The organism is Providencia heimbachae ATCC 35613 (assembly GCF_001655055.1).
GTDB classification, from domain to species: Bacteria; Pseudomonadota; Gammaproteobacteria; order Enterobacterales; family Enterobacteriaceae; genus Providencia; species Providencia heimbachae.
This window is the reverse complement of the sequence record NZ_LXEW01000040.1, coordinates 105273-130333: the sequence shown is the minus strand read 5'-3', so window position 1 is coordinate 130333 and position 25061 is coordinate 105273. Positions and strand designations below refer to the sequence as shown.

Annotated in this window: 26 protein-coding genes and 1 tRNA gene; 18 read left to right on the top strand and 9 right to left on the bottom strand. The window is 39.5% G+C overall.

The features are described 5' to 3' along the window. Window positions 1–63: 63 nt before the first annotated feature. Window positions 64–1323 carry a diaminopimelate decarboxylase gene (gene lysA / locus M998_RS14775; RefSeq protein WP_068909562.1) on the bottom strand — a complete coding sequence of 420 codons (1260 nt, stop codon included), beginning with the start codon at window positions 1321–1323 and terminating at the stop codon, window positions 64–66. A 123-nt stretch (window positions 1324–1446) separates the two neighbouring features. Here lysA and M998_RS14770 point away from each other — a divergent pair, with 123 nt between their 5' ends. Then, entirely contained in the window at window positions 1447–2382 is a 936-nt protein-coding gene (locus M998_RS14770) for a LysR family transcriptional regulator (protein WP_068909560.1), read from the top strand. On the opposite strand, the gene M998_RS14765 is transcribed toward M998_RS14770, so the two are convergent. Then, the gene (locus M998_RS14765) at window positions 2362–3276 is read right to left on the bottom strand and encodes a LysR family transcriptional regulator (protein WP_068439551.1); all 915 of its coding nucleotides are present in this window, start codon (window positions 3274–3276) and stop codon (window positions 2362–2364) included. The two genes, M998_RS14770 and M998_RS14765, sit on opposite strands and share 21 nt — an antisense overlap. 125 nt (window positions 3277–3401) lie before the next feature. Here M998_RS14765 and M998_RS14760 point away from each other — a divergent pair, with 125 nt between their 5' ends. Then, complete coding sequence (locus tag M998_RS14760; RefSeq protein ID WP_068909559.1) at window positions 3402–4274, top strand: MBL fold metallo-hydrolase; 873 nt, start codon at window positions 3402–3404, stop codon at window positions 4272–4274. Window positions 4275–4404: 130 nt separating this feature from the next. After that, a complete protein-coding gene (locus M998_RS14755; protein WP_068909557.1) occupies window positions 4405–5049 on the top strand; it encodes a DsbA family protein in 645 nt (214 codons plus the stop codon). On the opposite strand, the gene M998_RS14750 is transcribed toward M998_RS14755, so the two are convergent. Further along, window positions 5042–5863: a prepilin peptidase gene (locus M998_RS14750; RefSeq protein ID WP_082913035.1), complete on the bottom strand. Its 822-nt coding sequence runs from the start codon at window positions 5861–5863 to the stop codon at window positions 5042–5044. The genes M998_RS14755 and M998_RS14750 overlap by 8 nt on opposite strands. Window positions 5864–6134: 271 nt before the next feature. Between M998_RS14750 and rsmE the strand changes: the two genes are divergently transcribed. The 9 genes from rsmE to hemW all read left to right on the top strand — a co-directional run bounded on the left by rsmE (window position 6135) and on the right by hemW (window position 12964). Beyond that, window positions 6135–6866 carry a 16S rRNA (uracil(1498)-N(3))-methyltransferase gene (rsmE, locus tag M998_RS14745; RefSeq protein WP_068439545.1) on the top strand — a complete coding sequence of 244 codons (732 nt, stop codon included), beginning with the start codon at window positions 6135–6137 and terminating at the stop codon, window positions 6864–6866. 9 nt (window positions 6867–6875) lie between these two features. Then, complete coding sequence (gshB, locus tag M998_RS14740) at window positions 6876–7823, top strand: glutathione synthase (protein WP_068909555.1); 948 nt, start codon at window positions 6876–6878, stop codon at window positions 7821–7823. A gap of 143 nt (window positions 7824–7966) precedes the next feature. After that, on the top strand, window positions 7967–8530 hold the full coding sequence (locus tag M998_RS14735) for a YqgE/AlgH family protein (protein ID WP_068439541.1): 564 nt from the start codon (window positions 7967–7969) through the stop codon (window positions 8528–8530). After that, window positions 8530–8949, top strand: coding sequence for a Holliday junction resolvase RuvX (ruvX, locus tag M998_RS14730; RefSeq protein WP_068439540.1), 420 nt, complete (start codon window positions 8530–8532; stop codon window positions 8947–8949). Before M998_RS14735 ends, ruvX begins: the two co-directional genes overlap by 1 nt. Window positions 8950–9087: 138 nt before the next feature. After that, on the top strand, window positions 9088–9780 hold the full coding sequence (locus M998_RS14725; RefSeq protein ID WP_068909553.1) for a YggS family pyridoxal phosphate-dependent enzyme: 693 nt from the start codon (window positions 9088–9090) through the stop codon (window positions 9778–9780). Between the two features lie 14 nt (window positions 9781–9794). Continuing rightward, the gene (gene proC / locus M998_RS14720) at window positions 9795–10616 is read left to right on the top strand and encodes a pyrroline-5-carboxylate reductase (RefSeq protein WP_068439537.1); all 822 of its coding nucleotides are present in this window, start codon (window positions 9795–9797) and stop codon (window positions 10614–10616) included. Window positions 10617–10634: 18 nt separating this feature from the next. Then, the gene (locus M998_RS14715) at window positions 10635–11219 is read left to right on the top strand and encodes a YggT family protein (RefSeq protein WP_068439535.1); all 585 of its coding nucleotides are present in this window, start codon (window positions 10635–10637) and stop codon (window positions 11217–11219) included. Window positions 11220–11235: 16 nt separating this feature from the next. Beyond that, window positions 11236–11829 carry an RdgB/HAM1 family non-canonical purine NTP pyrophosphatase gene (gene rdgB / locus M998_RS14710; protein WP_068439531.1) on the top strand — a complete coding sequence of 198 codons (594 nt, stop codon included), beginning with the start codon at window positions 11236–11238 and terminating at the stop codon, window positions 11827–11829. Beyond that, complete coding sequence (hemW, locus tag M998_RS14705; RefSeq protein WP_068909551.1) at window positions 11822–12964, top strand: radical SAM family heme chaperone HemW; 1143 nt, start codon at window positions 11822–11824, stop codon at window positions 12962–12964. The genes rdgB and hemW overlap by 8 nt, the downstream gene beginning before the upstream one ends. 175 nt (window positions 12965–13139) lie before the next feature. On the opposite strand, the gene M998_RS14700 is transcribed toward hemW, so the two are convergent. From M998_RS14700 to trmB, 5 genes are all read right to left on the bottom strand, one after another. Beyond that, window positions 13140–14090: a siderophore ABC transporter substrate-binding protein gene (locus M998_RS14700; RefSeq protein ID WP_068909549.1), complete on the bottom strand. Its 951-nt coding sequence runs from the start codon at window positions 14088–14090 to the stop codon at window positions 13140–13142. A 190-nt stretch (window positions 14091–14280) separates the two neighbouring features. Next, window positions 14281–15009 (bottom strand): DUF2884 family protein, encoded by a 729-nt coding sequence (locus tag M998_RS14695; RefSeq protein ID WP_068909547.1) that lies wholly within the window; start codon window positions 15007–15009, stop codon window positions 14281–14283. 37 nt (window positions 15010–15046) lie between these two features. Next, window positions 15047–15973, bottom strand: a complete 927-nt coding sequence (glsB, locus tag M998_RS14690; RefSeq protein ID WP_068439689.1) for a glutaminase B — start codon at window positions 15971–15973, stop codon at window positions 15047–15049. Between the two features lie 66 nt (window positions 15974–16039). Then, a complete protein-coding gene (locus M998_RS14685; RefSeq protein WP_068439523.1) occupies window positions 16040–16369 on the bottom strand; it encodes a YggL family protein in 330 nt (109 codons plus the stop codon). Beyond that, window positions 16362–17087: a tRNA (guanosine(46)-N7)-methyltransferase TrmB gene (trmB, locus tag M998_RS14680; protein WP_068439521.1), complete on the bottom strand. Its 726-nt coding sequence runs from the start codon at window positions 17085–17087 to the stop codon at window positions 16362–16364. Before trmB ends, M998_RS14685 begins: the two co-directional genes overlap by 8 nt. Before the next feature lie 294 nt (window positions 17088–17381). Here trmB and mutY point away from each other — a divergent pair, with 294 nt between their 5' ends. The 4 genes from mutY (at window position 17382) to M998_RS14660 (ending at window position 20170) form a co-directional block, all read left to right on the top strand. Further along, window positions 17382–18434 carry an A/G-specific adenine glycosylase gene (gene mutY / locus M998_RS14675; protein ID WP_068909545.1) on the top strand — a complete coding sequence of 351 codons (1053 nt, stop codon included), beginning with the start codon at window positions 17382–17384 and terminating at the stop codon, window positions 18432–18434. Between the two features lie 11 nt (window positions 18435–18445). Further along, window positions 18446–18712 (top strand): oxidative damage protection protein, encoded by a 267-nt coding sequence (locus tag M998_RS14670; protein WP_068439517.1) that lies wholly within the window; start codon window positions 18446–18448, stop codon window positions 18710–18712. 115 nt (window positions 18713–18827) lie between these two features. After that, the gene (mltC, locus tag M998_RS14665) at window positions 18828–19901 is read left to right on the top strand and encodes a membrane-bound lytic murein transglycosylase MltC (protein WP_068909544.1); all 1074 of its coding nucleotides are present in this window, start codon (window positions 18828–18830) and stop codon (window positions 19899–19901) included. A gap of 193 nt (window positions 19902–20094) precedes the next feature. Further along, window positions 20095–20170 (top strand) — tRNA-Phe (locus M998_RS14660). 816 nt (window positions 20171–20986) lie between these two features. Here M998_RS14660 and hypT read toward each other — a convergent pair. Beyond that, window positions 20987–21895 carry a hypochlorite stress DNA-binding transcriptional regulator HypT gene (gene hypT / locus M998_RS14650; protein WP_068909542.1) on the bottom strand — a complete coding sequence of 303 codons (909 nt, stop codon included), beginning with the start codon at window positions 21893–21895 and terminating at the stop codon, window positions 20987–20989. 471 nt (window positions 21896–22366) lie between these two features. Here hypT and cuyB point away from each other — a divergent pair, with 471 nt between their 5' ends. After that, on the top strand, window positions 22367–23095 hold the full coding sequence (cuyB, locus tag M998_RS14645) for a cysteate racemase (RefSeq protein ID WP_068439514.1): 729 nt from the start codon (window positions 22367–22369) through the stop codon (window positions 23093–23095). A gap of 83 nt (window positions 23096–23178) precedes the next feature. Then, entirely contained in the window at window positions 23179–24480 is a 1302-nt protein-coding gene (locus M998_RS14640; RefSeq protein ID WP_068909540.1) for an anaerobic C4-dicarboxylate transporter, read from the top strand. Window positions 24481–25061 lie beyond the last annotated feature (581 nt).

The following is a 25061-nucleotide window of genomic DNA, read 5'->3' as shown; positions in this document are numbered from 1 at the left end:
TCTTGTTTTATTGCATTACTTCAATTTCAGGGTTTTATTAAGTTACCGAATTAAATTTTAAACTTATATCTCCAACGCTAATAACTCTTCAATCGTTTGGCGGCGGCGAATAAGCTTTGGTATTCCGTCCACAAACATGACTTCAGGCAATAATGGGCGGCTATTATAATTTGATGACATAGATGCACCATAAGCACCCGTATCATGAAATACAAGGTAATCCCCCACGTTAACATCCGGGATTAAACGCGTTTCCACCATCCCCCCTTCTAGCTGCGTGAAAACATCCCCTGATTCACATAATGGCCCTGCGATAATGGTTTCTTTTTGATTAGAATTTTCGATAGAGCCACCATTTGCTGGTAATACTGAAATATGATGATAGCTGCCATACATCGCTGGGCGCATTAAGTCATTAAAACCGCTATCCACCAGCACATAATGACGGCTGCCCATATCTTTTACAGCACGAACTTCCGCTAACAACACTCCTGATTCGGCAACAAGGTAACGACCAGGTTCAATTTCCAACTCAATAGAGTGACCTAGATGCTGTTCAATACGCTGACGTGCGCTATCCCATAAACTGTAATAATGCTCTACATCAATCAATTCATCCTGTTCACGGTAAGGGGTTGATAAACCACCACCAGCAGAAATGGCTTTAATATCGACACCCGCAGAAATAACCAGCTCAACCATTGAATCACACACATTAGAAAGGTGCTGATAATCTACACCTGAACCAATGTGCATATGCAAACCAATCAGTGACAAATTATATTGGCGAATTTTTTCTAATGCTTCAGGTAAATCCTCATACCAAATACCATGCTTACTATTTTCGCCGCCTGTATTAGTTTTTTGGCTATGACCATGACCAAAACCGGGATTAATGCGTAACCAAACTGGATGACCGGTCTTTTGCTTTCCGATTTGATCAAGCATATCGATAGAACCGGCATTTACCGGAATATCGAGCGCTGTCACTTTTAACAATGTTGCACTATCAAGCACATCCGCCGTGAAAACTATCTCTGATTTCTCACTTCCCGCTTGAAATCCCGCCACCAGCGCACGTTCAATTTCCCCCAAAGAAACCGAGTCAACTTTCACACCCTGCTCACGCATTAAACGTAAAATATGAATGTTTGAACAAGCTTTTTGTGCAAAACGAACCGTATCAAAAAGTTGCAGCTGCTTAATACGCTCAATAATTACCGCGCTATCGTATACCCATAACGGAGTGCCATATTGTGCAGGCAAGGAATGTAAGTGCTCAGGTGTTAAGTATTGGCTCGTTGTGGTCGCGAATGTGGTCATGATGTTCTCGTTTTTTGTATTGTTATCCTATTAATCTCTATTATTCAGAGAAAATACGGGAAAAAAAATATCCTTTTTGCTAAAGTCTATTCATATTTGATATGGAATTATACTAGAGGTAATATGCAGGCAATTTCTTGGCGTCATATTGAAATTTTTCGAGCGGTAATGACCGCACCGAACTTAACCGAAGCCGCTGCATTACTTAATACCTCTCAGCCAACAATCAGCCGTGAACTTGCACGCCTTGAACACCTATTGCAGTTCAAATTATTCGATCGTGTCAAAGGCCGATTACACCCGACAGTACAAGGGCTACGCTTTCTTGAAGAAGTCGAACGTTCCTACTATGGCTTGGAGCGGATTAAAAATTCTGCCGAGACCATCCGACGTTTTGAACATGCGCAGGTTTCTATCACCTGCTTGCCTGCATTTGCTCAGTCATTACTTCCACAAGTATGCCATTCATTTATGGATAACTACCCTGATGTCAGTCTAACGGTGATCCCTCAGGAATCCCCGTTACTTGAAGAGTGGCTTTCTGCACAGCGTTATGATTTTGGTTTAACCGAGCACCTTCAAACACCTCCCGGCACTGAACAGCAAACATTAGGCTCACTTAATGAAGTGTGTGTGTTACCAGTAGGCCATCCTCTGGAAAATAAACAGCTATTAACACCGAGTGATTTTCAGCACCAACGCTTTATTAGCTTGTCACTCACCGATAGCTATCGGCAGATTATTGATGCTATTTTTGCCGAACATCAAGTTGATAGAAAAATGGTGATGGAGACGCATTCCGCTTCTTCTATCTGTGCTATGGCATTAAAGGGGATTGGTATTTCTATTGTCAACCCATTGACGGCATTGGATTTTCACCAGCAGTCTGCGGGAAAATTAGTGATCCGCCCATTAAGCTTTTCGATTCCGTTTACTGTTAGCCTGATTAAACCCATCCATCGCCCGTCATCACAACTTACGGATATTTTCACTCAGCACTTGCGTGATACATTTAGCCAAATAGAAAAAAAATTAAATTTACCGTTGCTGCATCAATGATTGCCAATGAGCTGAATGCGTGAACCAATCTGCGAGAAAATCAATGACCGCTCTCAGAGTCGTAGGCATATTTTGCCGACTCGTATAAACCCCATAAATACCAAGAGGCATCGGTGTGTAGTCGGGTAATAGTTGAACCAACTGCCCTGTTGCTAAGTATTTCGCCACTGAATAGTATGGCTGCATCGCAATCCCCATTCCATTGAGTGTCGCTTCCGCTAAAACAACGGACTCATTGGCACTTAATCGACCATCAACCAATACCGTATGCTTCTCACCCTCTTTTTCAAAATTCCATAAACTTCGGCCAAAAAAGCTATACGTTAAACACTCCAATAACTCTAAGTCTTCAGGTTTCGTCGGTATCTTTTTATCTTTTAAAAATGCAGGGGCAGCACAAATAACCGAATGACAAGTTGATAGGGGTCTAGCAATTAAATTAGGTTCGAGTTGATTGGTAATACGGATAGCTAAATCAATTCGCTCCTCAATAAGATTGACGGATTTATTAGATATTTGCATATCAATTGCCATATTGGGATAACGTTGTAAAAACTCAGGAATAGCCACCGATAGCGCACTTTGTGCAATCGATTGTGAACAACTAATACGCACAAGACCCGAAAGTTCTTTCGCATCGTGTTTTTGCTGAACAGGCACGGCTTGGGAAAGCGCATTAAGCTGTAATGATTGCTGATAAACACCTTCCCCTGCTGACGTTAAACTGAGGCGTCGAGTTGTTCGATTCAATAAACGCACACCTGCCCATTGTTCCATCTCAGAAAGATAACGCGTCACCATCGCACGAGACATATCCAGTTTATCCGCAGCGGAACTCAAGCTGCCTTGTTCCACAATCGTAATAAAAACCTGTACTGCTTTTAATCTATCCATTTTATTTGTCCGATTTATGCAACAAAGATGCCCTAATTATGGCGTTTTTCTTCTTATAATTGCAATTTAATATACACATCAAGCCAAACGAATATTAAATAATTAACCCAATTTTAGGATAACTAATGAAACTACACACTTTAACTATCGCAACCTTATTTGCGACAGCAACATTATCAGCTCAAGCGACTAACCTAACTTTAGATGTCTATAACCCAGGCACCCACAGTGTATTTCCGGTGTCATCAGAAATAATTAGTGGTGATAAAGAAGTCGTTCTTATTGATGCTCAATTTCAAAACAATGATGCGCAGCGGTTAGTCGATAAAATTCAAAAATTAGATAAAAAACTGACGACAATTTATATCAGCCATTCTGATCCTGATTTTTATTTTGGATTAGAGACCATCACCAAAGCATTCCCCGATGCGAAAGTGGTTGCGACGGCTGAAACAGTTGAAGCAATTAAATTAACCAAAGACAGCAAACTTGCTTATTGGGGCGACGTTCTAAAAAATGAAGCGCCTACGAGTATTATCGTGCCCGACGTTATCCAAGGAAATAGCTTTACCGTTGATGGTGAAAGGTTAGAAATCAAAGGTCTTGATAGTGCATCGCCTGATAGAAGCTATGTATGGGTTCCTTCACTCAAAGCTGTTGTTGGTGGCGTTATTGTTTCTGATAATATCCATGTATGGATTGCCGATACGCAAACTAAAGAGTCACGTCAAAACTGGCAACAAGCACTTGAAAGCATTAAAGCACTGAACCCTAAAACGGTTGTTCCTGGACACTTTACTGGCCAATCAAAAACCGACCTCAATACAGTGACGTTCACGCAGCAGTATTTAACCGATTTTGAAGCCGCAAACGCAACCAGTAAAAATGCCGCTGAATTGACGCAAAAAATGGAAAACAAATATCCAAACTTAGAGGATAAATCAAGTTTAGAACTCAGCGCTAAAGTGATAAAAGGCGAAATGCAATGGCCTCAATAATTTAGTAAAAAACAAATTAACAAATAAGTAATTACCTTATTATTTTTAATAGCACATCGCAACTAAACTCAAATTTGTTGCGATGTTATTATCTTAATAATAAATCTAGAATAATTTGCTGAGAGCAACCATGAATAAAATAACCTTACACTACATTTATGACCCCTATTGTGGCTGGTGTTATGCGGCTGCACCCTTAATTGAAGTTGCGGCTAACCACCCTAATATCGACATTGAGCTCCATGGTGGTGGCATGTTAGCAGGCAATTCACGTCTTCACTTAGATGACCAATTTAGGCAATATATTCTGCAATCAGACAAACGTATTGCAGCAATGACCGGACAAGTTTTTGGTGATGACTATATTAAAATGCTGCATGAACCAAGTTTAGTTATGGATTCAACACCACCGCAAACCGCTATTTTAGCGGCCGCTAAACAGGGTAAAGCGATTGAAATGCTAAAGGCAATTCAAAAAGCGCATTACATTTCTGGTCACCATATTAATGAACCTCACGTTTTATCTGCTATTGCTAACGAACTTGGATTAGATAGTAATAAATACCAGCAAGATTATGTATTATGTGAAAAAAATGAAACCGACTCACATATTCAAAACAGTAAAAAATTACTGGCTCAATCGGGTTCTTCGGGTTTTCCAACACTACTCATCAAACAGCAAGATAAATGGCTAAAAGTCCCACTGCAAAATTATTTAGGGGATGCAAACAAATGGCAACAATTCTTAGACTCACTGATTGCCGCTGCTAACTAATGAATAATTGCAATGCCAGAGAGTGATTAATTAGTGATAGGTATAGCCAAAAGCTTGCACTAATAATAATTGCAGGGCCAAAGGGAATGCTAACAATGCTTTTATGCTTATTTTTTAGATAAACAATACTGTATTGCATCAATCCGAACAAAGCAGAAAGTGCAAGAAAATAAGGTAATTGCAGCACCCCGAGCCATGCAGCACAAGCTGCAATTAATTTAAAATCCCCCCGCCCCATTTGTGGGCGTTTTTTTATTTTTTCGATTAATGTCGTCATTACTACCATTACAGTGAAACTTAATATTACCGCATAAATTGCTGACACAATATTGCCATTAGGTCGCCATATCTGAGAGAGTAAACCGAGCCACAATAAAGGATAAGTTAATACATCAGGTAAATACCCTATTTTAAGGTCGATAATAAATAAAGGAATAACCAAATTTAAAAAAACAAACAATAAAAAAATGATTAACAAATTATTAAAAGTTAGGATTAATATTAGGGAAAATGAAATATTAAAAACCAATAAAATAGAATTTTTAATATAAATATTTTTTTCCTCAAGATATTTTTTGGGAATATGGAACAACAATGCCTTTGTTATGAAATGAGAAAAAATCAGCAAAACAAAAACTAAAATAAACTCATAAATATCAATATAATAATTGAGATTAACACTTGAAACCGATTGTCGATTTAAAAAATATTGAGATAATAATTCCAGTGGCAATGTTGCGTTTAGTAGACGTTCTAGATAATTAAATAAAAGTTCATTAATAATATAGTTAGTATATTCAAAAAAAAAGTTCATATTGACTCCTTATTCCATTATGGAGATTTAAAACAATATACTGTGTGCTTAAAAAGATCCCAACACCTTATTTCCGTTGTTTATAATCGGTTTATCCGACAAAAGCTTTTATCTATCCTATTTGAAACGATTTAAGATACCGCACAGACGCACTACAAAACCGATTCTTTTCATTGTAAACTGGGCTCATCATCTTGCTTTTAAAGATTTTGCCCCCATATTCATCAGCAGTTGTATAAATATTCAAACTCGTATCGACTAAGGAAAAACCATGCGCATCCCACGCATTTATCATCCAGAGCCACTTCAAACCAATATAACAATCCCGCTTGGTGATGATGCAGCAAATCATGTGGGCCGAGTCCTTCGCATGACGGCAGGTCAAAAACTCGAACTTTTTGACGGCAGTAATCAGATATTCAGTGCAGAGATCACTGAAGCCACGAAAAAAAATGTGCTAGTTCACGTAGAAAATAGCCAACTTGATGATCGTGAATCCCCACTTGATTTACACCTAGGGCAAGTGATGTCCCGTGGTGAAAAAATGGAATTTACTATTCAAAAATCTGTTGAGCTTGGCGTGAATACCATTACACCGCTACTTTCTGAACGCTGTGGCGTTCGTCTTGATGGTGAAAGACTGGAAAAAAAATTACAGCAATGGCAAAGAATTGCGATTGCGGCTTGCGAGCAATGTGGGCGTAATCGGATCCCTGAAATCCGCCCTGTACAAACGCTTGAAGATTGGTGCGCTGAAAATGATGGTGCACTAAAAATTAACTTACATCCGCGAGCGACAGAAAGTATTAATACCCTGCCGACCGACCGAAAAAAAGTCAGATTACTGATTGGCCCTGAAGGGGGCCTATCAACTGAAGAAATCGCCATGACAGCAAATTATCAATTTACCGATATACTGTTAGGACCTCGAGTATTACGAACAGAAACGACTGCGCTAACCGCTATCACTGCACTTCAAGTGCGCCTCGGTGATCTGGGTTAAGGAGAAAAAATGATCAAGCTCGGTATAGTCATGGACCCAATTGCGTCCATTAAAATCAAGAAAGACACCAGTTTTGCCATGATGTTAGAAGCTCAGCGTCGCGGTTATGAAATCCATTATATGGAAATGGATGATCTCTACTTACACCAAGGTGAAGCTCGCGCACTGACTAAAATTGTCACCGTCGAAGAGAACCCAAGCAAGTGGTATGAGTTCCACGGCGAACAAGATATCGCTCTGGGTACACTTGATGCAATTTTAATGCGTAAAGATCCGCCATTTGATACTGAATTTATCTATGCGACCTATATTCTTGAACGTGCTGAAGAAGCGGGTTCTTTAATAGTAAATAAGCCACAAAGTCTGCGCGACTGTAACGAAAAACTCTTTACCGCATGGTTCCCGGAATTAACCCCCGATACCTTAGTCACACGTAGTGCTAAAAAGCTCAGAGAATTTCATCAAAAACATGGTGATGTGATTTTTAAACCTTTAGATGGTATGGGTGGCGCTTCTATCTTCCGCCTAAAACAAGATGACCCGAATGTCGGTGTCATTATTGAAACATTAACCGAACACGGCTCGCGTTATTGTATGGCTCAAAATTTCTTGCCAGCAATCAAAGACGGTGACAAGCGCGTGCTCGTTGTTGATGGTGAACCCGTCCCCTATTGCTTAGCGCGTATTCCAGCACAAGGGGAAACTCGCGGTAACTTAGCAGCAGGTGGCCGTGGTGAAGCGCGTCCTCTTAGCGAAAGTGATTGGGCGATTGCGCGCGCCGTTGCACCAACGTTAAAAGCAAAAGGTTTAGTGTTTGTGGGTCTTGATATTATTGGTGATAGATTGACCGAAATTAACGTAACCAGCCCAACATGTGCTCGTGAAATTGAAGCTGCTTATGATATCTCCGTCACGGGTATGTTGATGGATGCTATTGAGCGTCGGCTCAAAAAGTAAGTAACCTAGGGTTGTTGAACTTTTATGCTGTAAAAATAAGCAGTAAAGTTCAACAACCCCCTAATACATTTTAGTTAAAAAGGCCTCTTGTAGGTCTTTTTAAATCTTATTTAAAGTGATTGTTTAAACGGCAAAGACATCTGATGAATCTACAAAACCATTTTTTAATCGCAATGCCATCTCTAACAGACCCTTATTTTGTACAGTCTGTCGTTTATGTGTGCGAGCACAACGAAAAAGGAGCAATGGGGTTAGTTATTAATAAACCGATTGAAGACTTTTCAGTCAGTACCATGCTAAAGAAACTTGATATCACAATTTCAGATAAAATCGATACCCGTAATTTAGAAAAAATGGTGATTGCAGGCGGTCCTGTCGCTGAAGAGCACGGTTTTATTTTACATACACCGGTGCCAGGATTTGCTTCAAGTTTGCATCTCAATGATGACGTCATGGTCACTACCTCAAAAGATATTTTAGAAACGCTCGGTAGCGAACAACATCCGTTAAATTCGTTAGTTGCATTAGGGTATGCGAGCTGGGAACCAGGACAACTTGAAAATGAAATTATGGAAAATAGCTGGCTTACTGTAGAAGCGGATCCTTCGTTAATCTTTAAAACGCCTCTTAATGAACGCTGGAAAGCCGCAGCCAATTTATTAGGGATTAATATTCATACGATTTCGATGCAAGCGGGGCATGCATAATGTCTGGAAGAACCTTACTTGGCTTTGATTTCGGTACAAAAAGTATCGGCGTTGCTATTGGACAAGAGATCACTGGTACCGCTCGTCCTCTAACCTCGTTAAAAGCAAGTGACGGCAGGCCCGACTGGCAACAAATCGAGAAGTTACTCAAAGAATGGCAGCCACAATTAGTCATTGTTGGCCTTCCGCTCAATATGGATGGCACGGAGCAACTAGTCACTAGCCAAGCTCGTAATTTTGCCAACCGTATACATGGTCGTTTTGGTGTAAAAGTTGAATTACACGATGAAAGGCTATCCACTGTTGAGGCTAAATCAGGGTTATTTGAGCAAGGCGGTTATCGCGCACTCAGTAAAGGTAAAGTTGACTCGGCCTCTGCCGTTGTGATCCTCGAAAGCTGGTTTGATCAACACGGCTAAAAATTCAGATTTATTTTTATCGATATTTTTTTGCATTCGCCCTATGCAAAGGTGCCGTTCTTAGCCAATTTGCTTTACACTAGTAACAATACTGGGTATTCACCTAATGTCATTCAAAAAACGGTATTGAATAAAACAATGACCATTCAAAATAATCTCTCTGATGTTATCGCTCGCATTAATCTTGCCGCAACAGAGTGTCACCGCTCACCACAAGATATTACACTGCTAGCGGTGAGTAAAACTAAGCCTTGTGAAGCCATTTTGGAAGCCATTGATGCAGGACAGCGCCAATTTGGTGAAAATTATGTTCAAGAAGGTGTAGAAAAAATTCAATTTTTCTCAGATAGAACCGACCTCATTTGGCATTTTATCGGCCCATTACAATCAAATAAAAGCCGCCTAGTCTCCGAACATTTCGATTGGTTTCATACTCTAGATAGAGAAAAAATTGCTCAACGCTTAAATGACCAACGTCCTAACGATAAAGCGCCTTTAAATGTGCTCATTCAAATCAATATCAGCGATGAGAACAGTAAGTCAGGCATAAAATTAGAAGCACTGGATTCACTGGCTAAGCAGGTTTCATTGATGCCTAACCTCGTTTTACGTGGTTTAATGACGATCCCTGCCCCTGAAGCTGAATATGAACGCCAATGTGATGCTTTTCGAAAAATGGAACACGCATTTAAGCAATTACAAACGAACTATCCAACTGTAGATACGCTTTCGATGGGAATGACAGATGACATGAGTGCGGCAATTCATTGCGGCTCAACCCTTGTTCGCATAGGAACCGCTATTTTTGGTGCTCGTCAATATGATCAATAAATAAGGAGAACAAGATGCAACATCGCGAAATTGCATTCATTGGTGCTGGTAATATGGCGCATGCCATTATTGCAGGTCTCGTTAGTCATGGTTACCCTGCATCAAAGATAACCGTCTGTTCTCCAACACCTGTACGCCGTGATAAAATTGCCGAGCAGTATGGTATCAATAGTACAAATGATAATGTTGCTGCGGTGAAACAAGCTGATGTCATTGTATTAGCTGTCAAACCTCAAATGATGAAAGAGGTCTGTGAGGCATTACAACAAGCCACTGATTTTAGCGAAAAACTTGTTTTGACTATCGCAGCGGGCATTCCTGCTCATCGTTATAATACGTATTTTGGCCAAGAATTACGTTTGATTCGCATCATGCCAAATACCCCCTCACTGGTTGGAAAAGGGGTGAGTGGCTTGTTCGCCCAAGATACCGTAAGTGAACAAGATAAACAATTTGCCCAAGAACTGATGCAAAGTGTTGGTTCAACGATTTGGTGTGTAAAAGAGCAAGAAATCAATAATGTGATTGCTATTACCGGAAGCTCCCCTGCTTATTTCTTCCTATTTATGGAAGCAATGCAACAAAAAGCAGAGCAACTCGGTTATGATGAAAAACAAGCACGTGAGCTAGTGCTCAATGCGATTGACGGCTCGGTTGCCCTTGCAAAATCACAAGGTGATATTGCATTTTCGACATTGCGTGAGCAAGTCACCTCTAAAGGCGGCACCACCGCGATGGCTTTAGAGCAATTTTATAATGGAAACCTTCCGCAAACGGTCGCACAAGCCATGCAAAGTGCTATCGATAGAGCAGAAGAAATGGAAAAACTTTTTTAATTAATCGCGGAATTTGCTATGAAGACTTTAGTTTTTGTTATTACAACCCTAGTCCAACTGTATATTTTTGTCTTACTGCTGCGAGCTTGGATGCAAATCGTGCGAGCAGACTTCTATAATCCTTTTTCACAATTCGTGGTAAAAGCCACTCAACCGATTGTCGGGCCTTTACGTCGAGTTATCCCTGCAATGGGTAAGATTGACTCTGCAACGCTTCTCGTGGCATTCATCTTCGCCTTAGCGGGTATTATCTTCGGTATGTGGGCAACGAATATGCTACCAGCCTTGGGTATCACCATCATACCAATGGCAGTCCTGTTGCTCTTGACTTACGTGGGTAAACTTATTTTTTGGATGATCCTAATTAGAGCTATCCTAAGCTGGGTAAGCCAAGGTCGTAACCCTGTCGATTTTCTACTGTTCCAATTAACTGAGCCGCTGATGGCCCCTATTCGCCGTATTATTCCAGCGATGGGCGGGTTAGATTTTTCAGCTATGATTGTGATGTTTATCTTAATTGCCTTGAATTATTTACGCTTAGACATCTCCCTGATGATTGACCCATCACTAACGGCAATGCTCTATTCCATTGGTATCATGTAATAACGAGTTTAAAACGATGCAAAAAGTAGTTTTAGCAACCGGTAATCCCGGTAAAGTGAATGAATTAGCTGATTTACTGCGTGATTTCGGCATGGATATTGTGGCACAAACCTCACTCGGCGTTGAATCCGCTGAAGAAACAGGCTTAACCTTTATTGAAAATGCCATTTTGAAAGCACGTCATGCATCCGCACAAACAGGGTTACCTGCAATTGCTGATGACTCGGGTATTTCTGTTGATGCCCTCGGTGGCGCCCCGGGGATTTACTCGGCTCGCTATGCGGGTGAAGAAGCTACTGATCAACAAAATTTGCTTAAGCTACTTGATGCAATGAAAGAGGTGCCTAATGATAAACGTCAGGCGCAATTTAACTGTGTATTAGTGTATTTGCGTCATGCAGAAGACCCAACTCCTCTGGTTTTTCATGGCCGTTGGCAGGGTATTATTACCCATGAACCTAAAGGTCAAGGGGGTTTTGGTTATGACCCTATATTTTATATCCCTGAATTAGGCTGTACTTCTGCGGAATTAACTAAGTCAGAAAAACAAGCGATTTCCCATCGCGGCAAAGCGCTCGCAATGATGTTGGATGCACTCAAGAATGCTTAAGTTACCGCCGTTAAGCCTGTATATTCATATACCTTGGTGCGTACAAAAATGTCCATATTGTGATTTTAACTCACATACTCTCAAAGGTGAGATCCCTCAAAGAGAATATGTTGAACACCTGCTTAGCGACCTTGATGTTGATGCCCAGTTAATCGGCTCCCGTTCGGTTAAAACAATTTTTATTGGCGGAGGAACCCCCAGCTTACTTAGTGCTGAATCTATGCAAGCGCTGATGGATGGTGTTCGCCAGCGTATTAATTTAGACTCGCAAGCCGAAGTTACCATGGAAGCCAACCCCGGAACCGTTGAAGCAGAACGTTTTGCCGGCTATCAAGTGGCAGGAATTAATCGTATTTCAATTGGTGTACAAAGCTTTGGTAATGATAAATTAATTACCCTAGGGCGTATTCATGGGCCTGATGAGGCTAAACGAGCCGCTCGGTTAGCAACCAGCCTAAATCTTCGTAGCTTTAACCTCGATTTAATGCACGGCCTACCCTCACAAACAAAAGATGAAGGGTTGTCTGACTTACGCCAAGCCATAGAACTTTCTCCACCGCATCTTTCTTGGTATCAATTAACTATTGAACCCAATACCCAATTTGGCTCTCGCCCACCTAAATTACCTGATGATGATACGCTCTGGGATATTTATTCAGAGGGGCATAAGCTACTTAGTGCTGCTGGGTATCAACAATATGAAACCTCAGCTTATGCCAAACCGGGTTATCAATGTGAACATAACCTGAATTATTGGCGCTTTGGTGATTACCTAGGAATTGGCTGTGGTGCTCACGGTAAAATATCTTTTGAAGATGGAAGGATTTTACGTACCATCAAAACCAAGCATCCTCGAGGCTATATGGAAGGCCGTTATCTGCATCAATCCTATGATGTTGAAGCGCATGATAGACCATTCGAGTATTTTATGAATCGTTTTCGTCTGCTTGAAGCGATGCCTCGAAACGAGTTTACTGAATATACCGGGCTACCGGAGTCTGTCGTCAGGGAATCAATCGATGAAGCGCTTGCTAAAGGCTATATCACCGAAACAAGTGATGAATGGCAAATTACTGAGCATGGAAAGTTATTCTTAAACTCACTGTTGGAACTGTTTCTGGGTGAAGAAGAATAATGTCCAGTTAAATCATTCCCTCACAAATAGGGCTTGATAACGTTAAACGATAAAAGCCAGCATAGCTAACATGCTGGCTTTATATTTTAGAACAATAACTTAGACAATAATAACACGAATGATAACAATGGTAATACTGATTACGGCCACTTATGAGCAGCCGTAATCATAAAAATTATAACGCTTTAGTGACCGCATCAATCTGCTCAGTCAGGCTAACTAACCCACCACCCGATAAGTACCATAAATCAGATTTCAAATAGACAATCTTGCCATCTTTATAGGCTTTGGTTTCTTGGATGTTTTGATCTTCAAAAACCGTTTTTTCCAATTTACCGGCGCCAATCGCTTCGCTACGGTCAACAATGAAGATCACATCAGGATTTGCCTGTGCAATTGTTTTGGTATCAACAACGCGACGTTTTGATTTATCCGCATTTTCTTCTACAGGCAATTCAGCGCGCTGTGCTTTAACAACGTTATAAACAACCGCTTGATTATTAGGAATTAGTTTCCCGTCATTGTGCATCAACACTAAGACTTTTTTGTTAGAGTCAGCCGCCTTTTTCTGTGCATCGGCAATTGTTTTATCTAACTGAACCAGTTGTTGTTCCACTTCTTTTTGGTTGCCATATAGCTCGCCAATTAAGCTGATATTGGCTTTCACTGAGTCAATATAGTGTTTGCTATCAGAACCCAAATTAATGGTTGGTGCAATTTTTGATAATGCATCATAAGACTTGCCTTGACGGCCAGTGATAACAATTAAATCCGGTTTTAATTGTTCAATTTGAGCTAGATCCGGCTGTTTCATTCCACCTGCATTTTCCATTGATGCTGGAATGCTTCCTTTAATATAAGCAGGCGCGTTTCCAGTAGGTAGTGCAACCACTTTATCGCCTAAGCCCAATTTTTGCATTGAGTCGTACACACCAAAGTCAAATAGAACAACTTTTTGTGGTTTTTTAGCCACTTCAGTTTCACCTGAAAGGTGCTTAATCGTCACTTTATCAACACCCTGAGCCGTAATTGTATTTGGCGTAAAAGGGGCTGATTCAGCACTAAAAGCGTATGGCGCAGAGAAAGACAATAAGGAAACAAGTATAGCGGGAATGAATTTTTTCATAGTAAAAAACACCGATTTAGTGATTAAGCCAAACCCGCATTCTAAAGTGAGTTATTGATATGTCAACTAAATGATAATTGATTTCATTTTCATTCTCATTATTGTTAAGTGAGTCATACTTCCTAAAATACGAAAAGGCGGTAACAAGTTTCCTTGTCACCGCCTCTATATTATTCATTCTTCGCGTTATTTATTTTTTAATTGAATTTAATAACGAAATTCTTTGTTGCTCAATCGATGTTACTTTAGAACAAACTTGCTGGCCAAATTGTTGAAAGCTGTTTTCCTGCTTTTTCCACTCAGCGTCTAGCTCTTGCTGTAAGCCACCGAGATTACCGAGCATGCCTTGTAGTACCTGATTGGTATCGCCGCCCGAAAGTAGCTGTTTGCGCCCCATTTCATTGATGCTGTCTTGCAATATCCCGCCCAAACTTTCATTCACAAGTTGGCGACCTTTCGCTTCAACCTGCTTCATGGCTTTATGATGAAATACATAGCCATTCGGACGAGTTTCAATAATCTGGCTTATCTGACCATTAAGTTCTTTTTCTAAATTTGTCAGCCGATTACGCACATTACTGTCACTACCAATCACCCTAACGACCACTTTATCGATAGTTTGTTTTGAGGTGGCGAGTTTTTTTTCAGACTCTAGTTTTATCCAAGGTAAATCATTACGAATAGCTGATTGATAACGGATTGCTTGCTGTTTTTGTTCATCAGTGACCGCAATATTTTTGCCATCAAGTGTTACATCGCCATTGGGGGTTATTTTCAAATCACCACTGCGCCCTATCACCTGCACATTTTCGGGCGTCATGAAAATATCGTCTTGCGGTGTCACTGAACAGTTATAATCAGCGGCTTGGCTCGTAGCACAAGCGAATAATGAAAATGCAATTAATGTACGGCGTAGCATAAACTCTCCTAATAAAGCACTCTGTTATTCATCATAATTAGAAAACAGAACGCCCAATTCGTTTCGATAATAATTCTAAGGCGGCACAACCCACTAAAGAGTTCCCTGCCGAATCTAACTCGGGTGACCAAACTGCAACAGTAAATTGATTGGGTACAACACAAACAATACCACCACCTACACCGGATTTTCCGGGCATACCAATCCGAAAAGCGAACTCACCAGAACCGTCATACATACCGCACGTCATCATCAATGCATTAATCTGCCTTGATTGAAGCGGCGTGATAATCGGGTCAATAGAACAAGATGAGATCCCTTGTGATGTCAAATAAGAAAAACATCGTGCTAATTCAACACAATTCATACTTAGAGAGCAATAATGAAAATAAGTTTCGAGTACCGTTAAAACATCATTTTCGAAATTATCAAACGACTTCATTAGATAAGCAATTGCCGCATTGCGACTGGCATGATCCATTTCAGAGCGAGCAACCGACATGTCATAGCTGATATCAGGTTCACAGGCGAGTTTTCGGACAAACTCTAACATCCGTTGCTTCGGTGCGCTCAACCGTGATTGCAGCATATCAGCAATAACAATCGCCCCCGCATTAATAAAAGGATTACGCGGGATCCCTTTTTCCATTTCTATTTGAATCAAGGAATTAAAAGGTAAACCTGAGGGTTCTTTACCTACGCGACTCCAAATTTCATTTTCTTCATAGCGCGTCATTGCTAACGTCAGGCTAAGTACTTTTGAAATTGACTGAATTGAAAAACGTTGCTGCGCATCTCCAGCGGTGAACATGTCACCCTCTATCGTATTGACTGCAATCCCAAGATGATGCGGAGAAACATCGCCTAATGCAGGAATATAGCCCGCGATATTACCCTGACCGATTAAAGGGCGTACTTGGTCTAGGATATCGTTTAGCAGTTGATTAGAGAATATCGCGCTCAAAGTTATCGCTCCAGAAAATAAAGGCATCCAACAGGATGCCTTTTTATTAAATACTCAATTTAATGCTTATTCCCACCAGATATCAAACAGCTCTGAAACAACAACGTCGTTCATGCCTTTTGATTTCAGCCAATTCTCAACGATTTGACGATGTTCTTCTGTGCATTTACCAATTTGCTGTAGGCAAACAATGCCTTCCCAGCTCATGTAGCCGCTAGCTTCGAAAGCAAGACCATTTGGCTCAATAGCTTCTGCAATTAATTCATCAACCATGCGGTCAACTTCTTCAATCGGTGTGCCTTCTTTAAAGTTCCATTTTACAGTGAAACCTAACTCTTGGAATTCATCCAAACGTAATTTTTTACGTAAACGACGACTGCGTGGTTGTTTAGCCATGATTAATCCTCTCAAACATTAAATCCCATACACCGTGCCCTAACCGCTGGCCGCGCTTTTCAAATTTTGTTTCTGGTCTTGTTTCTGGACGAGGAACATAGTCACTCGATGACGACAAATTTTTATAGTCATCAATACTCGTCATTACCTGAAGCATGTGCTTCGCATAAGGCTGCCAATCGGTCGCCATATGAAAAACACCGCCAATAGTAAGCTTACCGCGAATTTTTTCTGCAAAAGGGACTTGCACAATACGGCGCTTACTGTGTTTCGATTTATGCCATGGGTCAGGAAAAAATAACTGAACCATAGATAAACTACTGTCTGGGATCATACAATCTAACACTTCGATTGCATCGTGGCACATCACTCGCAAATTGGTCACATTTTCTTCTTTCGCAGAAGCAAGACATGCACCCACACCCGGAGCGTGAACTTCAATTCCTAGGAAATTTTTATCCGGATTTTGTGCCGCCATAGTGACAAGTGAAGAGCCCATACCAAATCCAATTTCTAAAATAACTGGATTTGTATTATTAAATACTTTAGCGAAATCAAAAGGTTCGTTAACAAAATCGATGCCCATTTTAAGCCATTCGCTTTCTAATGCATCTTCCTGACGTTTTGTCAGACGCCCTTGACGGCGGACAAAACTACGGACACGACGCATAACCCGCCCCTCTTCATTATATTCGGGGGAGATGACATTATTGATCATAATAAAGTTCTAAGAATTAGTTATCCAATGAGTTAATGTACCAACAAGCAAATTGAAATATTTAGGTATACCCCTTAATCCTTCCAGTTGCTTAGGGGTTGCATAATTATTGATTTCGCTCAGCGACCCGACAAATTAAAGCATAACGGGTGAGGAGTTTATCAAAACTCTACACATGTTGCAGTTGATAATTGGATAACTTTACATATTACTACACAATAAGCGGTTTACAGCCTCTCCGGTCTATGTTGCAATCCTTACCATTACTGAATACCTATAAAAATAATGATTTCAATGGAAGCTCAACAATTTTCTCAAGCAGTGCTCAACTGGTACCACAAATACGGACGTAAAACGTTGCCATGGCAACAAGAAAAATCGTCCTACCATGTTTGGTTGTCTGAAGTGATGCTACAACAAACCCAAGTCAGTACCGTTATTCCTTACTTTGAAAAATTCATTCATCGATTTGCAGATGTAAACGCACTAGCTGCCGCGCCTATTGATGAGGTTCTGCATTTATGGACCGGCTTAGGGTATTACGCTCGAGCACGTAATCTGCATAAAGCGGCACAAATTATCTCAACACAGCACCAAGGCCTATTTCCAACCACCTTCGATGAAGTCCTCGCCCTACCCGGTGTCGGCCGCTCTACCGCAGGGGCAATTCTCTCATTATCTCAGCAACAACATTACCCAATCTTAGATGGTAATGTTAAACGCGTCCTAGCGCGCTGTTATGCTATTGACGGTTGGCCCGGTAAAAAAGAGGTTGAAAATCGTCTTTGGGAAATTAGTACCAAGGTTACACCAGAAATAAGTGTCGAATTTTTTAATCAAGCTATGATGGATTTAGGCGCGATGGTTTGTACGCGTAGTAAGCCTAAATGTGAGCTTTGCCCATTAAATACTGGCTGTATCGCCTATGCAAATCACTCATGGCAATCCTACCCGGGTAAAAAACCAAAGCAAAAAATTCCTGAGAAAAGTGCTTGGTTTTTAATTATGCAACAAAAAGACAATGTCTGGTTGGAACAGCGCCCACCTTCTGGAATTTGGGGTGGGTTGTTTGTATTCCCACAATTTGAATCCTTTGAACAACTCAATCAATGGTTAGCCGATTCAGGCCTACAACATGACATTCCGGAGCAATTAATTTCGTTCCGCCACACTTTTAGCCATTTTCATTTGGATATTATCCCTGTAAAAGTTAATATTCAGGCATTTAACGCTGCCATGGATGAAGGTAAAGGACTTTGGTATAACTTGCATCTAGGCGCAACAATCGGCCTTGCCGCGCCGGTTGATAGCTTATTAAAACAATTAGCCTTACTACCTGATATTTGAGGAAAAAAATAATGAGTAGAACGATTTTTTGTACTTTTTTACAACGTGACGCTGATGGGCAAGATTTTCAGCTGTATCCGGGTGAATTAGGAAAACGAATTTTTAACGAAATATCGAAAGAAGCCTGGGGCCAGTGGATGACGAAGCAAACTATGCTTATCAACGAGAAAAAGCTCAACACCATGAATCCTGATGACCGTAAAATGCTAGAGCAAGAAATGGTCAAGTTCTTATTTGAAGGACATGACATTCAAATTGATGGTTACACCCCGGAATAATAATCTATCGGTTGATACTCGTCACACATCAAGTTGCAGGTGTGTTATCTGCAACTTGAATTGTTTAGAATATTAAATCGATAAATAGGCCTATTGCACCAATACTGTGGATCGTATGAAAAAACTACTTACGCTAACATTGTTGATACCACTGATTGTTTCTTGTTCTAGCAATCAAAAATCTGACTATAATCCTGATTATGTAAAAGATACCAATGGCTTCGATATTTTAATGGGACAATTTGCCCATAATATTGAAAATATTTGGGGGATTAAAGAAGTCCTTATCGCTGGACCAAAAGATTATGTGAAATACACTGATGAATATCGTACTCGTAGTCACATTAATTTCGACGCAGGCACAATCACGGTAGAAACTATTTCAGCGATTGAACCTTCACAGCATCTCAAAAAAGCGATTGTCACGACCTTATTAATGGGTGATGACCCTAATTCTATCGACCTCTATTCCGATATTAATGACATCCCTCATAGCAAAGAACCTTTCTTATTTGGCCAAGTATTAGATAATGCAGGAGAGCCCGTTCGCTGGGAATGGCGCGCCACTAAATTTGCAGATTATCTGGTTAGCAACAAAATGCAGCGCAGGCAATCAGGTATGAATGTAGTTTGGTCTGTTACCATGCAGCTGGTACCTAACCATTTAGATCAGCGAGCCCACAAATATCTGCCTTATATTAAGAAATCCGCAGCTAAATACGGTGTCGATGAGTCACTTATTTTGGCGATAATGCAAATTGAGTCGAGCTTTAACCCTTATGCGGTTAGCCGCTCTGATGCCCTCGGATTAATGCAGATTATGCCAAATACCGCAGGGAAAGATGTTTTCCGTTCACAAGGAAAATCAGGTGTACCGAGCCGTAGCTATTTATTTGACCCTGAAAATAATATCGACACTGGCGCAGCCTATTTAGCCATACTGCAAAACAGCTACTTGGGCGATGTACAGAACCCAACCTCACGCCGCTATGCCGTTATTACCGCATACAACGGTGGAGCAGGCAGTGTACTTCGAGTATTCCACAATGATAAAAAACAAGCCGCACAGCGCATCAATAACCTTGAACCGGGTGATGTGTACGAAACCTTATCGACAAAACACCCAGCGGCAGAATCGCGCAATTACCTTATCAAGGTAAATAAAGCACAGAAAAAATATTTACGTTAAGTATTTAATTTACGATTAAATGTAAAATGCCAGTATCGATAATCGTCCTTACTGGCATTTGCTTATTTACCCCCCCAGCTTTACTTATTTTCGATTAAAAACTGGCTAAGCTGTTGAAAAAAAGCGCATCCAATCAAACTTTTTATCAAGCGCCTTGACTCGACTGCTGAAATCAGGTTTAATACGCTCCGTTGCCCGGATAGCTCAGTCGGTAGAGCAGGGGATTGAAAATCCCCGTGTCCTTGGTTCGATTCCGAGTCCGGGCACCACGCATTTAAAGAACCCGCCTAAGGCGGGTTTTTGCTTTTGAGTCTCCACTAAACAATCTCCCACCTTAAACCTGCACCATTGAATCAAGCATTATTCTACCCACATCAGCTCTCTCATTCGCTGCTTTTCAGTTGTAAAGTGTTAGGCATAGGCGATAGTTGGCAGTATGACGAGAATGCATCCAGCCACCCTTTAACAATTTCCAATCATTTCTATCGAATTCGATACTATTTTGTTTTTTTAAAACGCCCCGTAGAAGGGATTGCACTCACGAAAATCAAGAGAAAATAGGGATAAGCGACCCAAGGACTAAAAATAAAAAAATTATTGATTAATAATACTAAAAAGTAAAAAAAAGGAAAAATGCAAAGATATGGATTGAAACCGATATCATTTAGCCTAAAGACCCATATTCTCAAGAAATAAATTTGGAGCACAATTAAAGATAAAGCAAAAAGAAGGCAGAAGCAGAGATAAATAATTACCGAAATGACATACTGAATACCATCACTCCAATACTCAGATAAATAGTTTTCATCCAATAAAGGTGATATGTAATTAATTAAAATTAATTGACATAAAAAGTAAAAAACCACAACACCGATGTATTTTTTTCTACTCACTTTTTGCTGTAAAGAAAACGTCAATCTCAAAATTTACTCCATTGATTATTATAATAATTTCAACATTGAACATTAAAGCGTCGCAATTGAAAACTTAATTATAATAAAATGAAAATCAACAGAGTTAAAATAAGAGATAGATTTTTTAATTATCAATAGCCATTCGTAAATGAAACACCCCCCGCCTTCCCATCAAAGATGTTTTAGATTGTCAGGAATATTCTTTTTAAGGATCCGCCAAAAATCTTCTGCCGTTTTATTCAATCGTGTATCCATTCGATAGATAAAAGCTTGAATAGGAATAGTCAATTCTGGCGTATCGAGACAAACCAGTTTTTTTTCTTTCAATTCGTCGACAACCGAATAGATCGGAAGCCAAGCTATTCCATGACCATCTAGCGCCATATGCTTTAATAATTCACTCATCGAAGACATAAATAGCGTTTTAGAGCTTATCGCCCCAAACTCACTTAATCGACGATTCACTAACCGCCCCATATAGGATGCACTGGTATAATTAAGCAAAGGTACTTGAGGCTGGTAAATATCAAATAACGGCCTTCCAAATTGGTCAGCGGCGCAAATAGGATAGAGCTCAGATTCAAATACATTTAAACAGTTAAAAGGTGGCTGCATAAGATTTTCATCATAAAACGAAATAATAAAGTCACTTTTTCCTTCTCGTAAGGTATTCACCACCTCAACGACATCGATAGCTTCCACATGATAAACAAATTCCCCACCATATTCTGATAATGAACGAACTAATTTAGGTAGTAGTGAGAGCGATAATGAATGCGCTGCTGCGATTTTTATATTTGGAAGGCTAAGGACATTATGACCCGAAAGCTCACTGAGATTGCACTCTAATTGTTGCAATAAACTGCGAGCTTGAGAATGAAAAATTTTACCCTCCTCTGAAAGCTGTAATGGCGAGATAGTTCTATCAAATAACTCAACACCAATAGCATCCTCCAATGCCCTGATCCTGCGGCTAAATGCAGGTTGAGAAATATTTCGTTGCTCTGCGGCATGTGAAAAGTGACGGCAGGATTCTAACGTTAAAAAATCATATAGCCATTTTGTTTCGATGTTTTTCATGGTGTTTGGCCTTAAATAATTCAGTATCAGTCGACTAAATTAATGAAGATAATTATATTGGTAATAAAAGTTAATTATTAGTTAATTTATTTTTAACTTTCTTAATGCCATTATTTGTATTATGCATAGCCTTAACATTTTAAACATTAATTAAAATCAATTTATATTTTTAATTAATTTTTAAATTACGAAAAACCTTACCCTACATAGCTTACAGCCATTAATCCATTGCTCACTTTGTCGTTAAAATAAAAGGTGATGCAGATTTTGCATAACCCCATACTTACTTGCATTTCTCTTCCCCTATATTCCTTGGTAAAAATAAAACAAGTCATTAACTCTAAACTTAAAAACCAAGTTTAATTAAAAACACATATCATCAACAAAATAATTCATTTAAACATTAATTCACCCTAGGGTATTTAACACAAATAAAATATCTAAGAGGAATAAGGATCAGGAGTAATCATTGTGAAAGGTTTAATTGGTGTTCTAGGTGGAATGGGGCCTGCAGCAACCGTCGATTTATTTAATAAATTTGTAACCTTTACTGCTGCAAATAAAGATCAAGATCATATTCCATTAATTATATCTTCAATCCCTGACATTCCAGACCGCACTAATGCGCTTTTAAATCATGGGATGTCCCCTTTACCTACAATGGAAAATTACCTTAAAAAACTAGAAGATGCAGGTGCAGAATGCATCATAATCCCTTGCAATACTGCACATTTTTGGTTTTTAGAGCTTAAAAAGTCCTGTCACGTTGAAATGCTAAACATTGTTGAAACAACGATGAATGAAGTTATTTTAACAAAAAAGAAAAAAGTTGGATTATTGGCAACCAATGCAACCTTGTATATGGAATTATATCAGAAAGCCATTGAAGAAAATGATCTAACCTGCATAAAACCTAATATAGATAATCAAAATTTAGTGATGGAAAGTATCTATTTATTAAAATCGGGGAATTTATTACTTGCTGAGTCCATCATGAAAAAACAAGCTGAATTATTATTTGCATCCGGTGCTGAAATAATCGTTTTAGGATGTACCGAAGTGCCCGTCATTCTTGAGAGAGAAATTAAAAACAACCCTGAAAAATATATTGATTCAACCAGCTCATTAGTAAGAGCTAGTATCGATTGGTATGAAAAAAGAGTTGGAAAACATAATTTAATTACAAACAAAAATTCATAATAAACACCTAAACGTTATATCAAACTATAACAATTAATTATTTTTTATTACTAATGACAATATATTGTCTATTGGAGACGATTATGATTTGGCTAGAGGTCATTGTTGTATTGGGTGCTATTTTCTTCGGAATTAGAATGGGGGGAATAGGCATTGGTTTATGTGGTGGGTTAGGATTAGCCGTATTAACCATTGGTTTTGGTTTACCTATTGGTTCCCCGCCTGTTGATGTTATTTTAATTATTATGACCGTCGTCGTTGCAGCTTCTGCACTGCAAGCTGCGGGTGGGATGGACTATTTAGTTCGTCTTGCCGGAACATTCATGCGTAAAAATCCTAAATATATTAATATCATTGCGCCCATCACCACCTGGATTATGACAATAATGGCTGGAACTGGCTTTATTGTATTTTCGATGCTCCCCGTTATTGCTGAAATAGCGAAAGACTCAGGCGTTCGTCCATCAAGAACACTGGCAGGCTCAGTCGTCGCCTCTCAAATCGCAATATCAGGATCGCCAATTAGTGCGGCGATGGCAGCTATGTTGACAATAATGGAAGGCAATGGTGTAACTTTTCTTGTGGTTATGTCTGTTTGCTTACCCGCATCTTTTGTCGCCGCAATGGTTGCCGCATTTATCGCTTCACGTCAAGGCTGTGAACTTGAAGATGATGAAGTTTATTTAGACCGGTTACAAAAAGGCCTTGTTCATAAATATGAAGAAAAGAAAGGTGATAGTACAGTAAAAGAAAAATTCTCAGTTGTGCTCTTTGTTCTTGCGACTATTGGCATTGTGATACTTGCCGCCTTTCCTCAATTACGTCCTGGTTTTGACATTGGGAAGCCAATGGGAACCCGTGACATAATCATTATTTGTATGCTGAGTGCAGCCTGCTTAATGGTGGTATTTTGTAAAACTTCACCTAATTCTATTGTCATGGCACCAACATTTCGATCCGGCATGAGTTCTCTTGCAGTCATATTAGGTATTGTGACTTTAGGGACGACCTTTGTTGATGCCCATATGGGACAAATTAAGGAAATTGCAGGAGATGTATTAGCGGCTTATCCAATATTACTGGCTTTAGTCTTATTCTGTACCTGCGCATTATTATATTCACAAGGCGCAACGACACCGCTGATCATTCCTTTAGCCATCGCGTTAGATGTACCCACTTGGGCAATTTTAGCCTCATTTGTCGCGGTTACTGGCGTATTCGTTCTTCCCACTTACCCTACTTCACTAGCAGCTATTGAATTTGACTCTACAGGCTCAACTCGGGTAGGAAAATATATTCTCAATCATCCCTTTATGTTACCGGGATTAGGTGGAATTCTCGCAGGCGTTGCATTTGGTTTTATTATTGCCCCGATGCTGGTATAGCTCTGAATAAAAACAATAATAAAGGAACATAATGACGATTAAATAGCCTTACCTTTATAGAATTAATTATTTTATTTACTCTAAAACAGTACCAACGTTCCGAAACAAAATGATATTAAAAATTGAATGACTTCGCTTCAAACTGATCTGTATTTGTTTAATACAATGAAGTTTGGAGCCTTTTTATTAGTTTCAATATCACTATAAACAATGTTTTATAAAATTGATTACATTCAAAAGTGAGAGCTGAAATGTTTCTGCATGAATTATCTCCTTCTGAAAATATCTAAAATAATTATACTCATAACAATATTCACAGAAAAAGATCTCATATTGTGAATAAAATATTTTAAATTTCCTTAATTTTCAATTTATTAAAAACAACTAATCGACGTTTCATTTTAAAATCAAATAGGATAAAAAATAAAAATAATTAAGAGCTAAGTCACAGTTTTTAATTTTAAAATGTTCAACCTTCAAAAATGACGACGTCGTCATATTAAAAATAAGTTATTTTATTTATAACATTAAGTAACCATTTTTCTTACATCTGTATCGTTATTGATAGTTAAGCGTTAAAA

What these genes read in the sequence shown, in the direction of transcription:
- M998_RS14770 (WP_068909560.1), top strand. Translation starts at nt 1,447, where the DNA reads ATGCAGGCAATTTCTTGGCGTCATATTGAAATTTTTCGAGCGGTAATG.
- hemW (WP_068909551.1), top strand. Translation starts at nt 11,822, where the DNA reads ATGCTTAAGTTACCGCCGTTAAGCCTGTATATTCATATACCTTGGTGC.
- mutY (WP_068909545.1), top strand. Translation starts at nt 17,382, where the DNA reads ATGGAAGCTCAACAATTTTCTCAAGCAGTGCTCAACTGGTACCACAAA.
- M998_RS14695 (WP_068909547.1), bottom strand. Translation starts at nt 15,009, where the DNA reads ATGCTACGCCGTACATTAATTGCATTTTCATTATTCGCTTGTGCTACG.
- hypT (WP_068909542.1), bottom strand. Translation starts at nt 21,895, where the DNA reads ATGAAAAACATCGAAACAAAATGGCTATATGATTTTTTAACGTTAGAA.
- M998_RS14670 (WP_068439517.1), top strand. Translation starts at nt 18,446, where the DNA reads ATGAGTAGAACGATTTTTTGTACTTTTTTACAACGTGACGCTGATGGG.
- M998_RS14715 (WP_068439535.1), top strand. Translation starts at nt 10,635, where the DNA reads ATGAAGACTTTAGTTTTTGTTATTACAACCCTAGTCCAACTGTATATT.
- gshB (WP_068909555.1), top strand. Translation starts at nt 6,876, where the DNA reads ATGATCAAGCTCGGTATAGTCATGGACCCAATTGCGTCCATTAAAATC.
- mltC (WP_068909544.1), top strand. Translation starts at nt 18,828, where the DNA reads ATGAAAAAACTACTTACGCTAACATTGTTGATACCACTGATTGTTTCT.
- rsmE (WP_068439545.1), top strand. Translation starts at nt 6,135, where the DNA reads ATGCGCATCCCACGCATTTATCATCCAGAGCCACTTCAAACCAATATA.
- M998_RS14725 (WP_068909553.1), top strand. Translation starts at nt 9,088, where the DNA reads ATGACCATTCAAAATAATCTCTCTGATGTTATCGCTCGCATTAATCTT.
- rdgB (WP_068439531.1), top strand. Translation starts at nt 11,236, where the DNA reads ATGCAAAAAGTAGTTTTAGCAACCGGTAATCCCGGTAAAGTGAATGAA.
- M998_RS14760 (WP_068909559.1), top strand. Translation starts at nt 3,402, where the DNA reads ATGAAACTACACACTTTAACTATCGCAACCTTATTTGCGACAGCAACA.
- M998_RS14755 (WP_068909557.1), top strand. Translation starts at nt 4,405, where the DNA reads ATGAATAAAATAACCTTACACTACATTTATGACCCCTATTGTGGCTGG.
- M998_RS14700 (WP_068909549.1), bottom strand. Translation starts at nt 14,090, where the DNA reads ATGAAAAAATTCATTCCCGCTATACTTGTTTCCTTATTGTCTTTCTCT.
- M998_RS14765 (WP_068439551.1), bottom strand. Translation starts at nt 3,276, where the DNA reads ATGGATAGATTAAAAGCAGTACAGGTTTTTATTACGATTGTGGAACAA.
- M998_RS14685 (WP_068439523.1), bottom strand. Translation starts at nt 16,369, where the DNA reads ATGGCTAAACAACCACGCAGTCGTCGTTTACGTAAAAAATTACGTTTG.
- M998_RS14640 (WP_068909540.1), top strand. Translation starts at nt 23,179, where the DNA reads ATGATTTGGCTAGAGGTCATTGTTGTATTGGGTGCTATTTTCTTCGGA.
- M998_RS14750 (WP_082913035.1), bottom strand. Translation starts at nt 5,863, where the DNA reads ATGAACTTTTTTTTTGAATATACTAACTATATTATTAATGAACTTTTA.
- proC (WP_068439537.1), top strand. Translation starts at nt 9,795, where the DNA reads ATGCAACATCGCGAAATTGCATTCATTGGTGCTGGTAATATGGCGCAT.
- lysA (WP_068909562.1), bottom strand. Translation starts at nt 1,323, where the DNA reads ATGACCACATTCGCGACCACAACGAGCCAATACTTAACACCTGAGCAC.
- ruvX (WP_068439540.1), top strand. Translation starts at nt 8,530, where the DNA reads ATGTCTGGAAGAACCTTACTTGGCTTTGATTTCGGTACAAAAAGTATC.
- M998_RS14735 (WP_068439541.1), top strand. Translation starts at nt 7,967, where the DNA reads ATGAATCTACAAAACCATTTTTTAATCGCAATGCCATCTCTAACAGAC.
- trmB (WP_068439521.1), bottom strand. Translation starts at nt 17,087, where the DNA reads ATGATCAATAATGTCATCTCCCCCGAATATAATGAAGAGGGGCGGGTT.